14 protein-coding genes are annotated in these 20,522 nt (G+C 46.7%); 5 read left to right on the forward strand and 9 right to left on the reverse strand.

Going from position 1 to position 20,522, the window contains the following annotated elements; all coding sequences use genetic code 11:
- Positions 1–16 precede the first annotated feature (16 nt).
- Positions 17–1,864 carry an ABC transporter ATP-binding protein gene (locus B5Z18_RS22185; RefSeq protein WP_235015983.1) on the reverse strand — a complete coding sequence of 616 codons (1,848 nt, stop codon included), beginning with the start codon at positions 1,862–1,864 and terminating at the stop codon, positions 17–19.
- Between the two features lie 338 nt (positions 1,865–2,202).
- Here B5Z18_RS22185 and B5Z18_RS22190 point away from each other — a divergent pair, with 338 nt between their 5' ends.
- Entirely contained in the window at positions 2,203–3,420 is a 1,218-nt protein-coding gene (locus tag B5Z18_RS22190) for a glycosyltransferase family 87 protein (protein WP_079471677.1), read from the forward strand.
- Positions 3,421–3,483: 63 nt separating this feature from the next.
- Positions 3,484–5,772: a GH92 family glycosyl hydrolase gene (locus B5Z18_RS22195; protein ID WP_079471678.1), complete on the forward strand. Its 2,289-nt coding sequence runs from the start codon at positions 3,484–3,486 to the stop codon at positions 5,770–5,772.
- An 81-nt stretch (positions 5,773–5,853) separates the two neighbouring features.
- Here the strand turns inward: B5Z18_RS22195 and B5Z18_RS22200 are convergent, their stop codons facing one another.
- The 3 genes from B5Z18_RS22200 to B5Z18_RS22210 all read right to left on the reverse strand — a co-directional run bounded on the left by B5Z18_RS22200 (position 5,854) and on the right by B5Z18_RS22210 (position 10,241).
- Positions 5,854–6,942, reverse strand: a complete 1,089-nt coding sequence (locus B5Z18_RS22200) for a family 10 glycosylhydrolase (RefSeq protein WP_079471679.1) — start codon at positions 6,940–6,942, stop codon at positions 5,854–5,856.
- Between the two features lie 5 nt (positions 6,943–6,947).
- Positions 6,948–8,048 carry a carbohydrate-binding family 9-like protein gene (locus B5Z18_RS22205; protein ID WP_079471680.1) on the reverse strand — a complete coding sequence of 367 codons (1,101 nt, stop codon included), beginning with the start codon at positions 8,046–8,048 and terminating at the stop codon, positions 6,948–6,950.
- A gap of 141 nt (positions 8,049–8,189) precedes the next feature.
- On the reverse strand, positions 8,190–10,241 hold the full coding sequence (locus B5Z18_RS22210) for a M13 family metallopeptidase (protein WP_079471681.1): 2,052 nt from the start codon (positions 10,239–10,241) through the stop codon (positions 8,190–8,192).
- A 140-nt stretch (positions 10,242–10,381) separates the two neighbouring features.
- On the opposite strand from B5Z18_RS22210, the gene B5Z18_RS22215 reads away from it, so the two are divergent.
- The 3 genes from B5Z18_RS22215 (at position 10,382) to B5Z18_RS22225 (ending at position 12,235) form a co-directional block, all read left to right on the forward strand.
- A complete protein-coding gene (locus B5Z18_RS22215) occupies positions 10,382–11,563 on the forward strand; it encodes a DUF5009 domain-containing protein (protein ID WP_159454389.1) in 1,182 nt (393 codons plus the stop codon).
- Positions 11,564–11,754: 191 nt separating this feature from the next.
- Positions 11,755–11,976: a hypothetical protein gene (locus B5Z18_RS22220; RefSeq protein ID WP_079471683.1), complete on the forward strand. Its 222-nt coding sequence runs from the start codon at positions 11,755–11,757 to the stop codon at positions 11,974–11,976.
- Between the two features lie 7 nt (positions 11,977–11,983).
- Positions 11,984–12,235 carry a hypothetical protein gene (locus tag B5Z18_RS22225; RefSeq protein WP_079471684.1) on the forward strand — a complete coding sequence of 84 codons (252 nt, stop codon included), beginning with the start codon at positions 11,984–11,986 and terminating at the stop codon, positions 12,233–12,235.
- A gap of 1 nt (position 12,236) precedes the next feature.
- Here the strand turns inward: B5Z18_RS22225 and B5Z18_RS22230 are convergent, their stop codons facing one another.
- The 5 genes from B5Z18_RS22230 to B5Z18_RS22250 form a co-directional block, all read right to left on the reverse strand.
- Complete coding sequence (locus B5Z18_RS22230) at positions 12,237–14,129, reverse strand: monovalent cation:proton antiporter-2 (CPA2) family protein (protein WP_079471685.1); 1,893 nt, start codon at positions 14,127–14,129, stop codon at positions 12,237–12,239.
- Between the two features lies 1 nt (position 14,130).
- Positions 14,131–14,736 (reverse strand): NAD(P)H-dependent oxidoreductase, encoded by a 606-nt coding sequence (locus tag B5Z18_RS22235; protein WP_079471686.1) that lies wholly within the window; start codon positions 14,734–14,736, stop codon positions 14,131–14,133.
- Between the two features lie 73 nt (positions 14,737–14,809).
- Complete coding sequence (locus B5Z18_RS22240) at positions 14,810–16,660, reverse strand: chloride channel protein (protein ID WP_079471687.1); 1,851 nt, start codon at positions 16,658–16,660, stop codon at positions 14,810–14,812.
- A 16-nt stretch (positions 16,661–16,676) separates the two neighbouring features.
- A complete protein-coding gene (locus B5Z18_RS22245) occupies positions 16,677–17,597 on the reverse strand; it encodes a transglutaminase-like domain-containing protein (protein ID WP_235015985.1) in 921 nt (306 codons plus the stop codon).
- A gap of 21 nt (positions 17,598–17,618) precedes the next feature.
- Positions 17,619–20,216 (reverse strand): NACHT domain-containing protein, encoded by a 2,598-nt coding sequence (locus tag B5Z18_RS22250; RefSeq protein ID WP_133256125.1) that lies wholly within the window; start codon positions 20,214–20,216, stop codon positions 17,619–17,621.
- Positions 20,217–20,522 lie beyond the last annotated feature (306 nt).

Raw genomic sequence — 20,522 nt, forward strand, 5'->3', positions numbered from 1 at the left:
CCTTCCGGGAGGCGCTTTATTTGTATCCGGCGGCCTGCAGTTCAAATAATTCGGCGTAGCGTCCTTTGCGGGCCAGCAGTTCTTCATGGCTCCCGATTTCAACCAGCGTGCCCCGTTCCAGCACCAGGATGCGGTTGGCCATGCGTACCGTGGAAAACCGGTGGGATATTAATACGGCAGTTTTATCACGGGTAAGATCGGCGAAGCGGAGAAATACGTTGTATTCTGCACGGGCATCGAGGGCGGAGGTGGGCTCGTCCAGTATGAGGAGTTGGGCGTCTTTCATATAGGCCCGTGCCAATGCTATCTTCTGCCATTCGCCACCGGAGAGTTCTATGCCCTGGTTAAAGCGGCGACCGAGCATCTGTTCGTAGCCGAGCGGCATCTTTTCTATAAGCGGGGAAGCAAGACTTTGCCTGGCCGCATCCTCAATCATGGGGAGGTTGTTGCTTTGAGCGATGTTCCCCACAGCGATGTTCTGGGAAACGGTCATCTGGTAGCGTTGGTAGTCCTGGAATATAACGCCTACCTGCGTACGTAATTCTTTGAGATCGTATTCGCGGAGATCTATGCCATCCAGCAGGATGCGCCCTTCTACCGGATCGTAGAGGCGGGACAGTAGTTTCACCAGGGTGGTTTTGCCGGCGCCGTTCTCCCCTACCAGCGCTAATTTCTCGCCGGGATGAAGGGTGAAGTTGAGGTGCCGGATAGCCCATTTGTCGGAGTTGATATATTTAAAGCCTACATCTTCAAAAGTAAATCCCTGTTGAATAGGACGAGGAAACGCCCGGGGATGAAGCACAGGAACCATTTTAGGTTGTATCTCAAAATATTCAAACAGGTCGCGCAGGTAAAGCGCGCCCTGCGTAACACTGGAAAACCGGATAAGGATACCCTGGAACGTGGTACGTAACTGCCTGAAAGACCCCGCCAGGAAAGCCAGATCGCCGATGCTGAGATGACCCCGGATCGTTTGCAGGATGATGATCACATAGGCGGCATAATATCCGGCTGCACCTACTATTGCGAAAATGGTTCCCCAGATGGAATCCCTGATCTGCAATACTTTTTTATCGGTATAAAATTTATTGGAGATGAATTTAAAGCGGTTGATCAGGAAATTGGAAAGATCAAACACCTTTACTTCTTTGGCAGTTTCGTCGCTGGCGCCGAGATAGCGGATATAATCCAGCTCACGCCGGTCGGAAGTTTGGCCCCAGGCCAGTTTATAATACAGGTCGTTGAAGTGCGATTCATTCAGGAAGGCCGGGATTACGGCCAGCAACAATAATAATATCAGCCAGGGGTTGAAGAATACTAGTCCCGCCGCCAGGAAAACGATCGTGATGATGTCCTGCACCTGGCTCAGTACCTGCGCCAGCAGCACGGTTCTGCCGGAGGTTTGCTGCCGGGCCCGTTCCAGCTTATCATAAAATTCGGCGTCTTCAAATTGGTCGAGGTCCAGTTTGGCGGCATGTTCCATGATTTTCACGGAGGTATGGTTGGCGAAGAGGTCGCCCAAAAGGCCATCCAGCAGTGAAATAGCGCGACTAAGCGCATCGGATAATATGGCCAGCCCAAATTCCAGCGCCACCAGTTGCCACAGCCAGGTGGTGGAGTGCCCTGGATCTTTGGTGAGATGCACCACCTGGTCGATGATCAGCTTACCCACATATAACAACGATAACGGCATGGCCGATTGCGCCACCCTGAGAACAGTATTTCCTATAGCGAGCCCCGGACTGGTTTGCCATACCATCCTGAAAAATGCCGGTAAGTTACGAAGGGCCGCCAGCCGCTCTTTGAAGGTTAATTTTTCATCTTTCCCCGGGCGTTTTTTCCGGGGAGCTGCCATTGCACTCATAGAAGTAATTTACGAAAATTGCTTCTCCAAACATAAGCGCATTATCTAAAAGGATTTGTTTTAAATTTGGGTTCATGTGAATAAACCAGGATGCTATGTTATTATTGATCGTTTCCTTACTGATAGTTTGTTGTGTGATTATTGCCGGCGTTGTATACGCTGTAAATGAACAATCTAAACAATGGGCGGCTTCAGAGAATTAATACTGCGCTTTAGTTGCAGTAACATTTCTTTATAAATCCGGATATCCAGGCCGAATAAATAAAAACTACAATAGAGGGATAGCCCCTCCAGGTGCGTTATACCTGCGTACTATAGCTTTTATTTAATTAGCAATTATGGATATGCGTGAAAAAAGGAATGTGCTGACTTACCTGGCAGAAAAGGAATGGCTGATCATGAGTTTATGGTTTGGCTTGTCCTTTATCGGGGCCTTCATGGAGGTTTCCCGGAATAATTTCAATAACTATCGCATATTCAGAGACGTATTTTTTCACGTCATTCACCAGCAGCCTTTATATATCCCCTACCCGGCCGATTATTACGATGTAAATCTTTATGGCCCGGTATTCAGCATCGTGATAGCTCCTTTTGCAGGTTTGGAGATTCACCTGGGAGCCATGTTGTGGTCGCTCACCGGTTCGGCTGTTTTATTTTACGCCATCCGGCAGTTGCCGCTTTTACGCCTGCAACAGAATATTATCCTGCTGTTGTGTTCAATGGAGCTGATGGGCGCCAGCAGCTGGTTCCAGATGAACCAGTTCATCGGCGCTTTCGTTATCCTCACCTTTACCAATACTATTAAGGGAAAAGAACATAGGGCCGCTTTCTTTATTGTGTTGGGAACGCTTACAAAGTTTTATGGCATAGTAGGACTCGCATTTTTCTTTTTCAGTCCTAATCCCAGGCGGTTTATCGGGTACCTGTTTTTATGGGGTGCAGTGATGTTTGCATTGCCCATGGTGATATCTTCTCCCCAATATATTATTCAATGTTACTTTGATTGGTATGCTGCGCTGGTACACAAAAACGAACTGAATGAAGGCGCGAATACCCTGTTCCAGGATATATCTGCCGGAGGCTTTATAAAAAGGGTATTTCATTTGCCGGGCATGAGTAATAACGTAGTGCTCATTCCTGCGGTAGTACTCTTCTTTTTACAATATACCCGGTTAAAAGATCGCTATAACTCCCGTTATCGCTTCTATATTCTCTGCTCTACACTGATATTCCCGGTGCTTTTCAGTACCAGTTCTGAGTCGCCTACCTACATCATCGCTATACCGGCGGTGTGTATCTGGTATGTATTGCAGCCATCCACAAGACAGAACAACATATTTATGTTTTTTGTCATTTTCCTGATCAGCTTTTCCCACTCGGATATTCTTACTCCCTGGGTAAGGAAGAATATATCGATGCCCTATGCCGTGAAAGCCTTGCCCTGCCTGGTATTATGGCTGGTGATCGTTTATCAGATCTACACGCGGAAATATTTATTAAAAAAAGATGTTTCCCCCGCGCCAGTCAAGGACCTGGAGCCCGTTCCTGTATTGTGAAAAAATTAACTGAAAAAGTAATAATCCGGGCGTAAATTGCCGGATTATTAAAGGTTTTTGATTATGAACACGGGAATCAAGATAGGTAGTGCATTTGCGTTATCAGCGATGCTGTTTCACGGCATTCAAACAAGTGCACAGAAGAAGTCAGCACCATTGCCAGGCTTTGTTGAAAGTAAATCAGTTGCTTCAGTAGATCCTTATATCGGCTCCGGCGGCCACGGTCACGTATTTGTTGGCGCCAGCGTTCCTTATGGCGCAGTACAAACAGGACCTACCAATATTGTAAAAGGTTGGGATTGGTGCTCCGGGTATCACTATTCAGACAGCGTATTAATAGGCTTCTCGCAGATGCACCTCAGCGGAACCGGTATCGGCGACCTGGGCGATGTACTCATTATGCCCTACACCGGTAAAGTGAGAACCAGCCGCGGCACACAGGAAGATCCCACCTCCGGATATGGCTCCCACTATTCTCATAACCGCGAAACCGCGCGTCCCGGCTACTACGCCGTTCAGCTGGACGACTACAACATTAAAGCAGAATTAACCGCTTCAGAAAGAGTGGCTTTTCATAAGTACACTTTCCCGAAAAATCAACCTGCCAATATCATCATCGACCTGAAAGAAGGTATCGGCTGGGATGCACCGGTGGAAACATTTATCCGCCAGGTAGATGAATATACGCTCGAAGGATACCGCTACTCCAAAGGATGGGCGGAGGACCAACGCCTCTGGTTTGCCATTAAATCAAATGTGCCGGTGAAACAATTCCAGGTATTTGATGGAGATAATAAACAAACCGGTAAAGAAGTAAAATCGAAAGAAGCCAAAGGCGTTATCGTATTCGATAAATCGCCCGGACAGGTAATGCTGAAAGTAGGCATCTCCCCTGTAAGCAGCGAAAACGCACTGGCTAATATCAAGGCGGAAATACCAGGATGGGACTTTATCAAAACCATTAACAGCGCCAATGCTAAATGGGACAAGGAACTGGCCAAAGTAAGCATTGAAACAAGAGACGAGGCCGCACGCCGCGTATTTTATACCGCCATGTATCACACCATGATTGATCCGGCGTTGTTCAACGATCATGATGGCAGCTACCGTGGCACCGATAAAAAAGTATATGCCAACCCAGGCTTCGATAACTATTCCGTATTTTCTCTCTGGGATATTTATCGTTCCTGCGCACCACTCGCTACCATCCTGCATCCTGAAAAGGTGAACAGCTTCGTGAACTCGATGCTCACCATCCACAAACAACAGGGCAAATTGCCGGTATGGCCGCTGATGGGTAATGAAACCAACTGTATGGTGGGCTATCACGCAGTACCTCCTATTGTGGACGCTTACCTGAAAGGATTTAAAGGATTCAACGCAGAAGAAGCTTTTGAAGCCATGAAAGTTACCGCCAACCGTGATGATCTTGGCCTGAAATACGTAAAAGAATTGGGCTACATCCCGGCAGACAAAGAATATGAATCCGTTTCCAAAGCAATGGAATACGCCATCGACGACTGGTGTATTGCAGCCATGGCAAAGAAATTAGGCAAAACAGCCGATTTTGAATACTACAAAAAACGCGCAGCTTACTACCGCAATTATTTCGATAGCACCATCCGCTTCGTACGCCCGCGTATGAGCGATGGCAGCTTCAAAACACCTTACGATCCGTTTAACTCCGTTCATGAAAAAGGCGACTTCACCGAAGGCAACGGCTGGCAATACACCTGGCTGGTGCCACAGGACGTGGAAGGACTGATCCAACTCATGGGCGGCGACGATGCCTTCACCAGTAAACTCGATAGCCTCTTCACCGCTAAAGGCGATATGGGCGCAGAAGCATCTAACGATATCTCCGGCCTTATAGGTATGTATGCGCATGGTAATGAGCCAAGTCACCACGTTACCTATATGTACGCTTTCTCCGGTTACCAATGGAAAACCGCTGAAAAAGTAAGACAGGTAATGAAAGAATTCTACTTCGACCAGCCGGAAGGACTTGCGGGTAATGAAGATTGCGGCGCGATGTCGTCCTGGTATGTATTCTCTTCGCTGGGCTTCTATCCTGAAAACTCCGCCAGCGGCGTATATGTATTAGGTAGCCCGCTGTTCGACAAAGCATCTATTAAAGTAGGCGCCAATAAAACTTTTACAGTGCAGGCGATCGATAATAGTGCAGAGAATATCTATATCCAAAGCGTTACTCTTAACGGTAAACCATATACGAAAAGCTTTATCACCCACCAGGATGTGGTGGCCGGTGGAACGCTGGTAGTTAAAATGGGGAACAAACCAAACCTCAGCTTTGGTAAAGCCGTAGCAGACAGACCATCGAATGCCCTTTAATTTCAAGGTACTGGTATAAAATTTTCGGGGAGATGAAAGCATATTTATTGCTTTCATCTCCCCGAAATATTTACCATTGTTTTAAGCATTTTCACCCAGCACCCGCAATACCTCCGGTGTTACTTCTCCAAAGATAGAAACGCCTGCCGCTCCATTCTGGATGGCCAGTTTCACGGCTTCGCCGAGGTCGTTATAGTTGCCGTGGAAGTCAGGAAGATACAGCCCTGCATACAACGGGAATGCGCCATGCAGCCCCTTCACCCCTTCTGCCACCGCATCGCCTATCCAGCTCACATTTTCCCTGTAAAAGCCGTGATAGATCATCGGGCAAATGGCGTTCAACGGCCAGTTGGTCCAGTCCTGCCGTACGATACGTTTGGCAATTTCAGGAGTAGGAAACACTGCTGCAGAAATTGGTTTCTTATGTTGCTGGGCTACCTGCGCCAGGTTGCTCACTACGTTAGTAATGCGGTCGTAGCGGAACTTGCGCCAGGAAGGGCTTTGGTCGGGATGTTCTATCTGTAACGGATCTACGCCATGTTTTTCTTTATAGGCATTGCGGCATTGTTCGCAATAACAGAAATCATACTCCGGCAATTCTTTCGACTGATCAATACCATAATTGCTCCAGAGATTTACGGGTAATATCACATCGCAGTAGCGAACATAATCGAGATGAATGCCATCCACATAATCCAGTGAGAGGATTTTTTCCACCTGGTCTTTCAGATAATTCACTACCTCCGGTTTACTGGGACACAGCCAGCGGTAGTAATCTACATAAGGAGGATGGTTTGCACAGGACTCGCCTTTCCTGTTTTGCGCATACCATTCCGGGTGACTGGCCAGCAATTCTTTTTCTCCGCGGTTCATTGTCCACATCCAGCGATGCGCTTTGATACCATTAGCTTTGGCGGTTTTAAAATGTAGTTCGCTATCTGCCTCAAACATGATATCTGTGATCCCTGCTCTTCTGTAAGCAGCATATCTTGCTTTTAAGATGGCAGCGGTATCTTTATGATCAGGATTGATCCACACCCGGTGTTGCACGGCGTTCTTTTCCAGCGTGGGCGCTGTTTCCTTTATAGCAGCAGCGCTGGCTGGCAGCGTAGGTTTTACCAATGCCAATCCACCGATACCCAATGATTTTATAAAAAGACGTTTATCCATAGCTGTTATTTTCTGTTACTATACACTTTACCTTCCTGGTTGATATTTACGGAACCAGGGAAATTACTACCGGAAACACTGGCATTGTATTGTGATGAAATGCTTTCCATTGATAACGTATATACTTCTTTATTAGTACCGGTTTGTTTTTCAGGGATCTTCAGCTCTTTTAAACTTTTGGCATACCGCCCATTGGCTTGCCTGTATTGCAGTTGGGCGCTGTAGATTTGCCAGAGGTATTGTTTGGCTTCCTCCGCCGGAGGTAACTGGAAAGTAGTATTGGCTTTACTGGTAAACAACAGGTATCCCCACCGTTCCGGCGCATGCATATTCACAATTCCTTGTGGCGACCAAACCCAGTTATGCTCTGGCCGTTGTTGTTTTACGTACTTGCCGTTTTTAATGTCTGTGTCCCACTCTACCCGTGAGAAATTGATCCGCCAGAGGCTATTCTCCACCGGCCGTTGATTTTTATTGAAGAAGCTAAGGGCACTGAAAGGCACGGCCATCTCCACTGTCCATTCTTTATCGGTGTCTGAAGGGTTATTAATCGTACCATCAATATGTATAGCAGTGATAATGCCTTTGGTGTCCCAGTTGATCAAAGCCTCTCCCATATTGCGATACGGCTTACCCATAAACAGGTCCATCACCGTATTTAAAGCATTGATTTCTATTTCGTAGTATTGGTGGGTATCTCCATCGGGATCTATAAATACTTCAAAATCATTATCCTGGAAAATAATAGCATCATGATCTACCAGCGTTCCCCAGATATGAGGCTCCTGCAGCGTGGCTGCGATGTAAAGGTATTGCTGGTCCCACATCATCTTTACCCGGGTACGTAGTGGTGGTGCGGGTTTGGCGTCGCCTTCAATATCTTTAAAATCGGCTGTCCAGGTAGCTTGCTGCCACCCGGCTTCATCCAGTTTACCATCAATCACCACTTTGTCTTTAGTTTCCTTACACACGTAGTGGAGGGGAGTTTCCTTTGCCGGTTTATACAACTCAAGGCCAGTTTGCGCGAAGGTTGGCTTACCCAGCATTAAACTGACTACACTGATTACACCGATAATTTTCTTTATGTTGGCAGGATCTCTTCTCATTTATTTTTTCGTTGACAATTCTTTTAATTCCAGGCCGGAAGCCCCAAATATACATCAAGATAATTTTTTGCCTGCGATAAAAACATAAGAAAAGCCGGGCGTGAGGCCCGGCTTAACAATAAGTGTCATAAACAATGTACGTTACCAGATGCGCACCCGCGTGCTATCCGGCCGGTACATACCATCTCCCGGTTTCACGCTGTATACTTCATAAAACGCGTCCACATCGCTGAAAGGTCCGTTCACCCTGAATTTAGCGGGGGAATGTACATCAGTGAGCACCTGCCTGGCCAGTGATTCTTTTTTGGTATGTCCGAGCCAGCCCAGGGAGTAACCCATGAAATAACGCTGTGATGGGGTGTATCCGGCGATCTTTTCGTTCTTCTTATATTGATCTGTTTTTTTGAAAGCTTCCCATCCGAGAAGGATACCGCCGAGATCCGCGATATTTTCACCAAGTGTAGCTTTACCGTTGATGCGTAAAGTATCTACAACTACATAGTTGTTGAACTGCTTCACCATTACGGCCGCGCGCTCGTTGAATTTCTTTTCGTCGTCTTTGGTCCACCAGCTTTTCAGGTTACCGGCTGCGTCAAACTGACGGCCTTCATCATCAAACCCGTGCGTAATTTCATGACCAATGGTGGAGGCGCCGGCATAGCCGTATACAATGGCATCGTCCAGTTCTTCGTCGCGCTTACCTGGAACGGTGAAGATACCGGCGGGCAGCACAATTTCGTTGTTGCTGGGGTTGTAGTAAGCGTTGTACGTTTGCGGAGTCATATCCCATTCGTTACGATCAACCGGTTTACCCAGTTTGTTGATCTGGTAATTTTGCCACCACTGGTGAGCCGCTTCGATATTCTGATGGTACGACTGTTCCTTGATATCCATCGCGGTAAAGTCTTTCCACTTATCAGGATAGCCTACTTTTTTAGTGATTTTGGAGAGTTTGTACAATGCTTTTTGCTTGGTGCTGTCGCTCATCCAGTCGAGGTGTTCAATGCGTATTTTTAGTTCAGTACGTATTTCCTCTACCAGGTTTTCATATCTTTTTTTAGCGGTAGTATTAAAGAACTCTTTTACAAACAGTTGGCCCAGGGCCTCTCCCATTGCGCTTTCCTCAGCATCCAGCACTCTTTTCCAGCGCGGTTTCTGCTTGTCCTGTCCTTTGAGCAGGGTGCCATAAAACGCGAAGTCGGTGTTGGCGATGGTATCGCTGAGATGCTGAGAGGCGGAGTTGATCAGGTTCCACTTGAGGTAGTCTTTCCAGGTTTGGAGTGGTTGCGATTTAACGGCGTTGCTCAGGTTGGAATAAAACTCCGGCTGACCAACAATAATGGTATCGGCAAATTTGTTGATACCCTGTTGTTTGATGAACTCATTCCAGTTGATATTCCCTGCAATTTTATTTAGCTGGGTTACAGCCATTTTATGATAGTTGGCTTCCGGATCGCGGAGTGCTTCCAGCTTGCGGCTGTTTTTAGCCAGGCTTGTTTCCAGTTGTATGATGCCTGCAGCGGCTTTTTTAGCGGCGGTGCTGTCGTAGCCAACAAATTGAAGCATTTTGGCGACGTGGCCGGGATATGCGTTCCGGATGTTGGTGGTACGCGCATCGGTGTTGAAGTAGTAGTCGCGGTTAGGAAGCCCTAAGCCGCCCTGCGCCAGCTGCACAGCAATGACGTCGCTGTTTTTGGCATCCTGCGCGATGTACAGGCTGCAGAATGCGCCCGTAGTGATGTTCAGTTTGGAGGCTACCTGCACCAGTTGCGGAATGGTGGTAATGGCATCAATCGCTTTCAGGTCTGCTTCGATGGGCTTTATACCATCCTGGTTGATGCGGACAGAATCCATTCCGCTGGTCCAGAAGGCGGCAATCTTTTTGGAGATAGGATCGGTCGGATTTTCTACTGCTTTTTCATTGATGATACGCAGGCGTTTGTACAGTTCTTCCTGTACCAGGTTGCCGATACCCCATGAACTGTATTCTGCTGGAATAGGGTTGCGTTTTATCCAGCCGCCGTTGGCATAATCAAAAAAATCTTGTGTGGGATTTACGGTGCTGTCTACATTAGCGGCTACTGCGTCGAGGGTGGAAGAAGCGTTGGCATCGGGTTGTTTCTGCCCCTGGTTACATGCAGTGAAACAGGTAATGGCAGCCAAACCGGTTCCGGTGAGGATAGATTTTATCATAAGCTGTTGAGATTTTGTTACCGGAAGAAAGGTAATTATTTTTTATCACCCTGATTATTAAAATGGGCTTAACGGCAGCAGAAGAATATAAAGTAAATAATGTATTTTGGTACAAAGTCATTTCCTTACCTGCAACGCTTATGATCAACAATTTAAAGACTGGCCGCATTTTATCTATCGATGCTTTCCGCGGGATTACTATTCTTGTCATGATTTTCGTTAACAGTGTGGCGGGTGTGAGCGGTATCCCTTCATGGATGCAGCATGCGCATGGTAATGAAGACAGGATGACATTTGTAGATGTTGTGTTCCCTGCTTTCCTGTTTATAGTGGGGATGTCGGTGCCTTTCGCCATCAATAGCCGGCTGGCAAAAGGAGATACCTTCTGGCAGTTGCAGCGGCATATTGCCTGGCGCACATTGGGTTTGTGGGTGTTGGGTATTTTTATGGTAAATGCCGAAAAAGTGAATGCTGCTGCTACCGGGATGAGTGGCGCCGCATGGTCGCTTTTATTTTATATATCCGCCATACTGGTATGGAATGTTTATAAGTTCAAAAACGCATGGCTTTCGTGGTGTTTCAAAGGGGTGGGCATGATTGGGTTGATTATACTGGCATTGATTTTTCGCGGTGGTGAAGATGGAACGGAGCGGTTAACGCCGGATTGGTGGGGCATCCTGGGACTCATAGGCTGGGCATACCTGTATGCATGTATTATTTACCAGGTATTTAAAGGGGTGGCTGGCGCTATTATGCTGATGATTGCTGTGTGTATCGGGTATTATATTTTATGCAAGCAGCCATTCATGGGAGAATGGAGCTGGCTTACTTCACAGGCAGGCCACGCGGCGCATACGGCTATTGTTTTGTCGGGTATGTTGCTGACATTATTTTATTTTGATGAAGACCTCGGTCTGAAGGGGAGTAAGCTGGTGTCGCGTGTAACGGGGTACTTTGCTTTACTGTTGATTGCCGGCATGCTGTTAAGACCTGCCTATAAACTATCCAAGATCCAGGCTACACCCAGCTGGTGCCTGTATAGCAGCGCGATATGCGTGGCCATATTTTCTTTGTTATATTTTCTGATAGATGTAAAACAGATCAGTAAGTGGACGGCTTTCTTCCGGCCTGCCGGTTCCAATCCTTTGCTTACCTATATACTACCGGATATTGTTTTTTATGGAATGTTGCTTGCGGGGATCAGCCTGCCGGCTGTATTGGGAGAAGGACTGCCGGGTATTGCCTGGTGCGCTTTTTTTGCAGTAATCATGCTCTTCCTGGTAAAGGGATTAAACAAGCTGGGAATTCGTTTGCAACTGTAACAATCTTACACATTGCTCCGTTATAGCTCTCGTAATGTAGAGAAATATCTACGTGAATTACATCCGTAATGGAGTATAGCGCGTAAATATGTGTGGCATTTCGTTTGTCCCTTTAATTCCTGGAAACAGATTTTTACATCCACAAAGTTCCCCCCATAAAAAAAATTGCAATTGTATTAGCGTCAGCAGGATTGATTTTAGCTATCTTAGCGCAGTATGCCCTAACCAACGACTGGATGTGGTTCAAAGTGTTCCATACCCTGGGTTTTATAGGCTACATATTGATCATCAGCGGTCTTGCTTGTTTTTTCCTGTGGTTAATTCATCAGTTTTCCCGTGATGAAAAAAACAGGATCAAACGTTACTATCATCGCCAGCACGATGAAAGCGAAGTGAATACTGCACAACGGTAATAATGATATGTCTGACTTCTTCACACTTAAATTTGAATACAAAGGGCATCCGCACATCCTGGATGTGCAAACCGCTCATCAGCAATTTAAAACGGTTTATAAGGTAGCCATTGAAGAGCATGAAATTACTTTTGAGCCCGATGAAGAAGGCTATGTACGCGCTGTTTCCAGTAAGCCTATTCACGATCATTTAAACCCGGTAGATGTGGGTTTGTTACATCATGTGGCGGAACTCATTATCCAGCATATTCAGCAGTAAATTATTCCTCATCAATTTTTTCTCCCCGGATCTCATCACGCAATGATTCAGGATCCCAGCCCTGTCCTTCATCCAGCCATGTTTTTACACGGTCGGATGAAATGAGCTTTTCCATTTCATCAATACGTTCCTTCATGGAACTGATATATTGCTTTTTATCGTCGCGCAGTGCAGATAAGCCTTTCAGGGTACGTTCGTCCTGGCGGAAAAACGTCCGTGCGGCACGTTCGCTCCGGTAAGCCCTTCCGCCCAGCATGCGCAGGGCGTCTACGCCAAGGCGCAGGGAAGTGTCTACCGTTTCGCGGTAAATATGCAGTACGCCGAGGTCCATCAGTTCAAAAGTATCTTCATTATTTTCTGCCCTTACCAGTAGTTGCAGATGCGGAAAATACCGCTGGGCCATTCTCACTATCTCCAGCGTTTGTTCCGCATGATCGGTAGCAATGATCAGCATTTTGGCGTCCTTAGCGCCTGCGGCAACGAGCAGGTCGTAACGGGATGCATCTCCATAATATACTTTAATACCCAGGTTGTGCAGTGCATCTACCCGGTCGGAATCCAGGTCCAACACCGTAGCATGAATGCCATTGGCCCGCAGGAAACGCCCGGTCATACTGCCAAAGCGGCCAAAGCCTGCAATGATCACCGGATTCTTTTCATTGATCTCATCCGCTTCCCTTTCGGCCTTTATTTCCGACCGGGTATAATATGGCTGGATCACTTTTTCATACACCAGCATAATCAGCGGGGTGAGCGCCATACTGATGGCTACTACCGCTGTTATCATGGCGGTCATTTCCTTACTCATCAGCCCTGTTTGGCCGGTGAACGACAGCAACACAAACGCAAACTCACCGATATCCGCGAGGGCAAAGGCAAATAGCAGGTTCTGATCGGTGCTCAGTTTGAAAATCTTTCCCAGCAACAGTAGTACAATACCTTTCAATGCCATAATACCCACCACTAAACCCATGATCAGCCAGGGCTGCTTCATAATCAGGTTGAAATCAATAGACGCTCCAACGGCAATAAAAAACAAGCCGAGTAACAATCCCTTAAAAGGTTCAATATCACTTTCCAGCTCATGCCGGTATTCACTGTTGGCGAGTACTACTCCGCCCAGAAATGCGCCCAGCGCGGAACTGAGGCCCACCAGGTTCATCAGCACCGCAATGCCTACCACCATCAGCAAAGCGGTGGCGGTAAATAATTCACGTACACGCGTGCGGGCAATGATACGCATCAGCGGCCGCACCAGGTACCTGCCTGCAATGATGATAATGGCTACGGCTCCCAGCACTACCAGCGTTTGCGCCCAGCCAGGTAAATTATCCCTTAGGGAAGCATTGTGCGAAGCAGCATCTGCGGCGGCGTTCCCCGCCAGCAAAGGAAATATGGCCAGCATGGGGATCACGGCAATATCCTGGAACAGTAACACCGAAAAGGCGCTCTGCCCGGCGGAAGTGCCCATCCATCCTTTTTCATTCAGGGTTTGCAACACAATAGCGGTAGACGACAGTGAGAGGATCATTCCCAGCGCCAGCGATGTATTCACTGGTTGTCCTACGAGGTAGGCAATGCCCGCAATGGCCGCGGCACTCAATATCACCTGCAGCCCTCCCAGCCCGAGTATGGAGGAACGCAGCCGCCACAGCAGCGCCGGTTCCAGCTCTATACCTATGAGGAACAGCATCATTACTACGCCAAATTCCGCGAAATGCATAATATCTTCTCCCTCCCTTCCTATAAAACCCAGTAAAGAAGGACCAATGATAATACCCGCGATCAGGTAGCCTAAAACAGCTCCCAGTCCCATCTTTTTGGCCAGCGGTACAAATACAATGGCCGCAGCCAGGTATACCATCGACTGAAATAGCAAAGAATGTTGATCCATATTATCTGGTTTGAGCGGGTAGTTGAAGTATTTGAGTCAGATCTTTCAGGCCAGGCAAAGGTGTAAGATCAAATTTATCGTCGCGGAGGCGCTCCAGCACCTGTTTCAGCCGGGCTGCATCCTCCTGGATATCTGAAGTATCCTGCCGGTGCACGCCGTATATCACATAAGGAGCGGTATAATGCATGTTGCACAATTTGGCGGTTTGCATAAAAGGCAGCAGAAATTCATGCACGGTATGTCCATGATGGCCATCCGGCTCATAGGAATGTGCAGCGCCTCCCGCTGTAATAATATTGCCGAAATATTTTCCCTGTAAGGCTTTACCGGTATGCCCGTATGCCCAGCCATGTTCCAGCACCAGGTCGAGCCACTGCTTTACAATAGCCGGTGCGCTGTACCAGTAAAAAGGATGCTGCATAAAAATAATATCGTGCTGCTCCAGCAGCTTTTGCTCACGGGCCACATCCACATCCAGATCGGGGTATTGTTCATACAAGTCATTGAAAGTAACCCCCGGGATGTTTTTAACCACCCGCAGCAGCTGGGAATGTACCCTGGATTTCTCCAGGGCAGGATGTGCAAAATTTATCAGAACTCTCGCCATTATCGGATTTTCGTATAAAGAAATTTAGGTATTTTGTTTCAAAAGTAGCCCTTCTGTGTTCACAAATTCCCCGTCAGCCTTCCGAATATTCCTGCAAAAGTAACCGGTATTTATTGAGGATACTGGATTTGGAGATAAAGCCCACCAGTTGCTTATCCTGTACCACCGGCAGGTTCCATGCCTGGGCAGCATCAAATTTTTTGATCACCACGTTAATGTTATCTTTTAAATTAACTACTGCCGGCGGGGCCTGCATCAGTTTCTTTACGGTAATGGTATCGTACAGTTCGGGATTAAACATAACCGGCCGGATCTCGTCCAGCGTAATAATGCCTTCAAACAGTTGTTCATGGCTTACCACGGCAATAATATTCCGGCTGCCTTCTTTCACCAGTTCTATGATATCCCGCAGGGTAGCGTCAATGGAAATTGTTTGCACATCTGTTTCCAGGAGGTCTTCCATTTTCAGGAGCAGCAGGATGTTTTTGTCATGGGCATGCGTAAATACTTTACCGTCTTTTGCCAGTTCCTTGATTTCCGGTGAGATAGGTGAAAACCATTTTGCCATCAGGAAAGAGATGGTAGAAACAATCATCAGCGGGATGAAAAGATCGTACCCGGAGCTGGATTCGGCAATCAGGAAGATGGCGGTAAGCGGGGCATACATCACGCCGGCCATTACACCAGCCATACCCACAATTACCAGGTTGGTAACCGGGATATCAGTGAATCCCATCTGCTGACAAACCATCGCATAAAAAAATCCCAGGAAGCCGCCTGCAAAGAGGGATGGCGCAAAGTTCCCCCCGTTACCACCGCTTTGTATAGTGACGGATGCAGCCAATGCTTTCAGCAAACACACGCAGCCGGTAAACACCAGTATCATCCAGCTTTGTATGGGAAGATACCGGAAGAAACTGTTTTGGAGAATAGCTTCGCCGTTGCCGGCAGCCAGCGATTTCACACTGGAGTATCCTTCCCCGAATAAAGGCGGCAGCGCCACGCAGAGGGCGGATACCAGCACACCGCCCAGGATGGCGCGTTGCAACGCTGTCCAGTTGAGCGAGTGAAAGAAATGTTCTATTTTTTGTGAGATGACTACGTAATATCTTGCGTAAAATCCACTGAGTATGCCCAGGGCTATATAATAGGGTACGTTGTGATAGTTAAAAGCAACCCTTGACTCAAAATGAAACAGCGCTTCTTCCTGTAAAATAATTTTAGAAAGTAAACTACCGCAAACGGCCGCCACAATCAGCGGCATGAAATCAGAAAATACCACGCCGGTAAGTAATATCTCAAAAGCAAACATCATCCCGGCAATGGGTGCATTGAATGCGGCCGCTATACCGGCAGTAGCGCCGGCAGCCAATAACAGCGTGCGTTCTTTATAACCAAGTTTATAGGTACGTGCATAATTGGAACCAAGGGCGGCGCCGGTAACAGCGATAGGACTTTCCAATCCGGCGGAGCCACCAAGCCCTACGGTGATGGCACTCTGCAATATCTGGGAATACATTTTTACAGGAGGGATCAGGCTGGAGTTCCGGGCTATTTCGTGCAGGATAGCTGGTATGCCTTTCCTCGACTGCCCCTTGAAAAACCAGATGACCATGAGTGTAGTAAGCACAATTCCCAGAAAGGGGAACACTACATAAAAAATAACCTGGGTGCTGAAATGTACTTTATAGGTGATTACATAATGAATATAGTGGACCAGGCTTTTTAAGATGACGCCGGCTAATCCTGCGGAACATCCTACCAGGATACCGGAGAGCAGGAGGAACTGGCTGCGGCTCATTTTACTGTGTAACCAATGTAATATGAGCTCATAGCTTTTGGCACTCTTTAAACTGTATTGTTCGAAATCCTTTTTGAATCGAAAAAAGCTATGGTATTTCCGCAGGCGGTTAAATTGACTCATGCGGCAAATTTAAGGATCAAAGCTCAATCAGGGCATAAACTTTATCATTCATATAAGGTCCGCCAGGGCGGCGGGCCGTGTAGTCCAGGTTAATCCAGTACTCGCCCTTCAGCTCGTGATAGTATATTTCTTTCACGGCGGGTTTCGGAAAAAGCGTGATGATAGCCTGTTTCATGATTTCAAACTCCTCTTTGTCGCCGCAATAAAGCTCCGGGTAGGCATGGCCTTTTACCAGTACAATACGGCACCTCGCCCCGATCGATTGCAGACAGGAGGTCATCAGGATAGAGTGATCGTCGCAGTCGCCGCCCAGGCCATTTTGTATGGTTTCCTGTGCGGTGGCAAAGTATTCATCACGGCGGGAGTCCAGCACATATTTGAACTGGCTGTTGATAAACCGGAACAGGGACAGGAACCGGGTTATTTTTCCGTATTTATAGAAATACTCATCGTAATAATCGAGGGAGTGCTTCACGGAGAAGTTGCGGACCACCGAGTCCTGGAAGTTGATCTTTTCCCGCATGCCGCGAACGGTTTTATCGCGGTAGCTTTCTACCCTTCTCGGGTAAAGACTGAGGATATCCAGCTGCTTGCTGCCTTTGGTGTTGAGGTTTCCCTGCACCATACCTTTATAATCGTTGAGCACATTATAAAAGGTATAGCGGTCACTAAGTTTGTTAACGACCATTACACTGCATACCAGTAAAAAGATGGGAATGATCAGTGGCCTGAAGATCCAGCGGAGTACATAAACGACTATGAAACTAGCCACTACGGCCAATAGCAGATCGATGTGCCAGCCATTTGCCACGAGTGGAGGCGTAAAGCTGTTGATATAGGGTGCCAGCAATAGTAAAGTCAACAGACTCAATGTGTTGAACAATATATTCTGTACTACGGTATATTTGCTTTCGTCTATGGCCATTATGCTACGCAATAAAGCAAAATTATGCCATAATCACCTCGCAAAGTTTGAAACTGCCTGTTTAAAGGAAGTACTTTTCCGGATGAGTTCTATTTGCTGCACCGTATCATTTTTTTGTTTATCCATTTGCAGTTGCTGATAGATCTTGTTCAGCAGTCCGAAATTCATCAGCGCCAATACTTTGAAATCCAGTTTTTGTGCGTTTTCCACGGCTGTTTCTGCTGTACGGATGGCTTTATTGAATTCGTGTTCGTTAAAATATACGCCTGCGTATAGCAGTTTCTGCACAGATTCCAGGTATTTTCCACCAAAATAATCGACAGAATATTTCTTGATCACCTGGTCGGTATGGCGGCAAATCCTCGCAGCAGACGCTGTTTGGCCGAGGCCGAGGTAGGCTTGTGCCTGCCAGCAGAGCAGCATGAGGCGGAGTGAATCTGTTTTACGGTGTTGTAAAGATGGATATGTTTCAAAGATCCGGGTAGTAAAGCTCAGCAAGTGTTCGTTATCTCCCAGCAGGGTGAAAACGATGCCCATATTCCGGAATACGATTTCCTGGGGCTCACTGATGGGCTTCTTGCCACCGCCGGTCCAGTAGCGGAAATAGTTATAGATCTTCTCCCGGATATCTTCGTTTATAATACCAAATTTGAGGAATTCATAGATGAAGAGCTGGATTTCATAAGGTGTTACCCAAAGTTCATCTTCAAATTCATCGGCTGTGTAGATTTTTTTTATGTTGTTGAGTTCTATTTCGCACTGTTCTGCATCGAGTTGCAGCAGGGCCATTGTGAATAATTTGCTTCTGATTTTGAGTTTATCTTCCCGGGCTTCAGCAAGTCCCAGCAAAGCGGTAAGTACTTTGCGTTTCCTGAAATGAATAAATTCGTCACTGATAAAGGGGCCAATAGGGTTTTTCTTGAAGAAGCCCGCCGGGAAGATGGATTTAAGTTCTCCTTGATTGTTGCCGTCGTGCTGGTAATGTAATACCAGGTATTCCAGCAGGTGGGATTTTTCTATGTTGGATAATGGTAAATGCAACATTTTGATGATGCCATCGATCTGCGCGTGGTTAATGGCATAGCGGAGCAGCCATCTGAATACGCCTATACGGTATGGCGACTGTGGCAGGTGTTCGAGTATCGCCATCAGCAGTGGTTCATTTATTTCCTGGCCATTTTCTTTCAGGTAGTGCATGGCCACAAAATATTCGAGCAGCATGGTGTGGGCAAAGCGCACCTTCACGTTGAACATAATTTCCTGGCTCAGGTTTTCTTCCACTAATATATTATCGGCGAGCAGTTCTTTGTAGGCAGGGAACAGATCAGCGTTTTGAGTGAGCAGTAAATTTTTATCCGCATAGATTCCTGTTCTGCCGAGATCGAGCAGGGTCAGTAATTTTTCGATGATTTTTATTTTGAAAGAATTGCTCTGGGAGTTGAACACGCGGTTCTGGATAAAGCGCGATACAATCTCGAACAGGCTAAGGTGTTCATCTACAAAGGTTTGATCCGGACCGCTGTTAAGCTGACAAAAGAGTTGCAGGTAATAAGGATAACGCAGTTTTTGCAGGAAGTTTTCAGAGAACAGTCGTACAGTAGCAGGATCAAACTGGTGGTTATAAAGAATAGACTTCACTTCCTGTTCCGTAAGCCGGGGCATGTTGATATTGGTTTCTTCATCCATTTCAGCGCCCAGGTACCAATAGCGCCGGAAGGCGGGATATTGCTGGGAGTGCTGGAATATTTCGGCCCAGGTGCTGCTCCGGATAGAAAGGATCACTTTTACCCAGGGGTATAAATCGTTGGAATATACGAAGTCTTCCAGTTTGGAATATAGTAAACGGAGTTTTTCGCCAGCTACAGCGATTTCGTCGAAGCCGTCTATTATTAATATAAGGCGTCCGCCTTTTTTATCGAAGTGGCTGGAAAAGTATTCGCGGAAGTTTTCGCCGTTACCGAGGTTCATCTGGTTATCCAGCCAGGATGAAAGGGAGAATCCTTTCAGCAGGAGGCTGCCGGCGGCATGAGCGTGGATAAACCAGCAAACATCCTGTTTATAACGGGCTTCTTTACCAAACCAGCAGTATTCCGCGAGATGCACCAATGCCAGTGATTTGCCCCATCCGGAGGGCGCTATTAAGGCGGTGGCCGCGTAGTCGCTTTCCAGGAATTTTTCAATGTGGGCGTTACAGAATGGCCTGTGAACGGTGTACGGGAAGGCAATACCAGAGCGGTTCTTGAGGGTAAGCATGGTGTAATGGGAAACGGCATCTGCTTTGTTTTTCAAATCAGACCATTTACTATTATCCAATGCTGCGGCTGAAGTAGACGCATTGGTTGTCCTGGAAGCGGTGTTCAGCTTCCGGTAGTGATGTTGCTGAAAGTCTTCCCAGTCTTTATATTGGCAATATTGCGAAAGCGTATTCAGGGTGTATCTGGAGAAGCTGTGTTGAGCTACAGCGAATCCGAACACCCTTTTAAGCGTAGTTTCGCTTACCAGTTTCGTGGTGTTATCCAATATGGACTGAGAGAGATGTTTGCAATCTCCTGGCAACATGACTTCAACACCAAACCTGCGTAGAACTTCATTCTGCAGGGTAATGATAAAGTCATAGGATAGATCAATCATAGGGGACAATAAATGGATTTTCGAATTGTCGGTACTTGTTTAATTACGTATCGTATTTGCGTTTAGATTTTCGAATTGCTGAATGAACAAAATGAACAGAAAATATTAAACTGAATTATATATATAAAAATAGATAATAATAAATACCTACCTCCTTAGTTGTTATCTGGATATCATATATAAATATGATGACGTACAATATAATATTTTTATATAAATAATATTAATATATTATTTTTTTAAACTTTGAAAGAGATGGAGGGAAGTATAACTTTTTGCTGACGACGCTAATTTTTTTTCTCTATT

This window comes from Chitinophaga ginsengisegetis (assembly GCF_900168065.1).
Classification (GTDB): Bacteria; Bacteroidota; Bacteroidia; order Chitinophagales; family Chitinophagaceae; genus Chitinophaga; species Chitinophaga ginsengisegetis.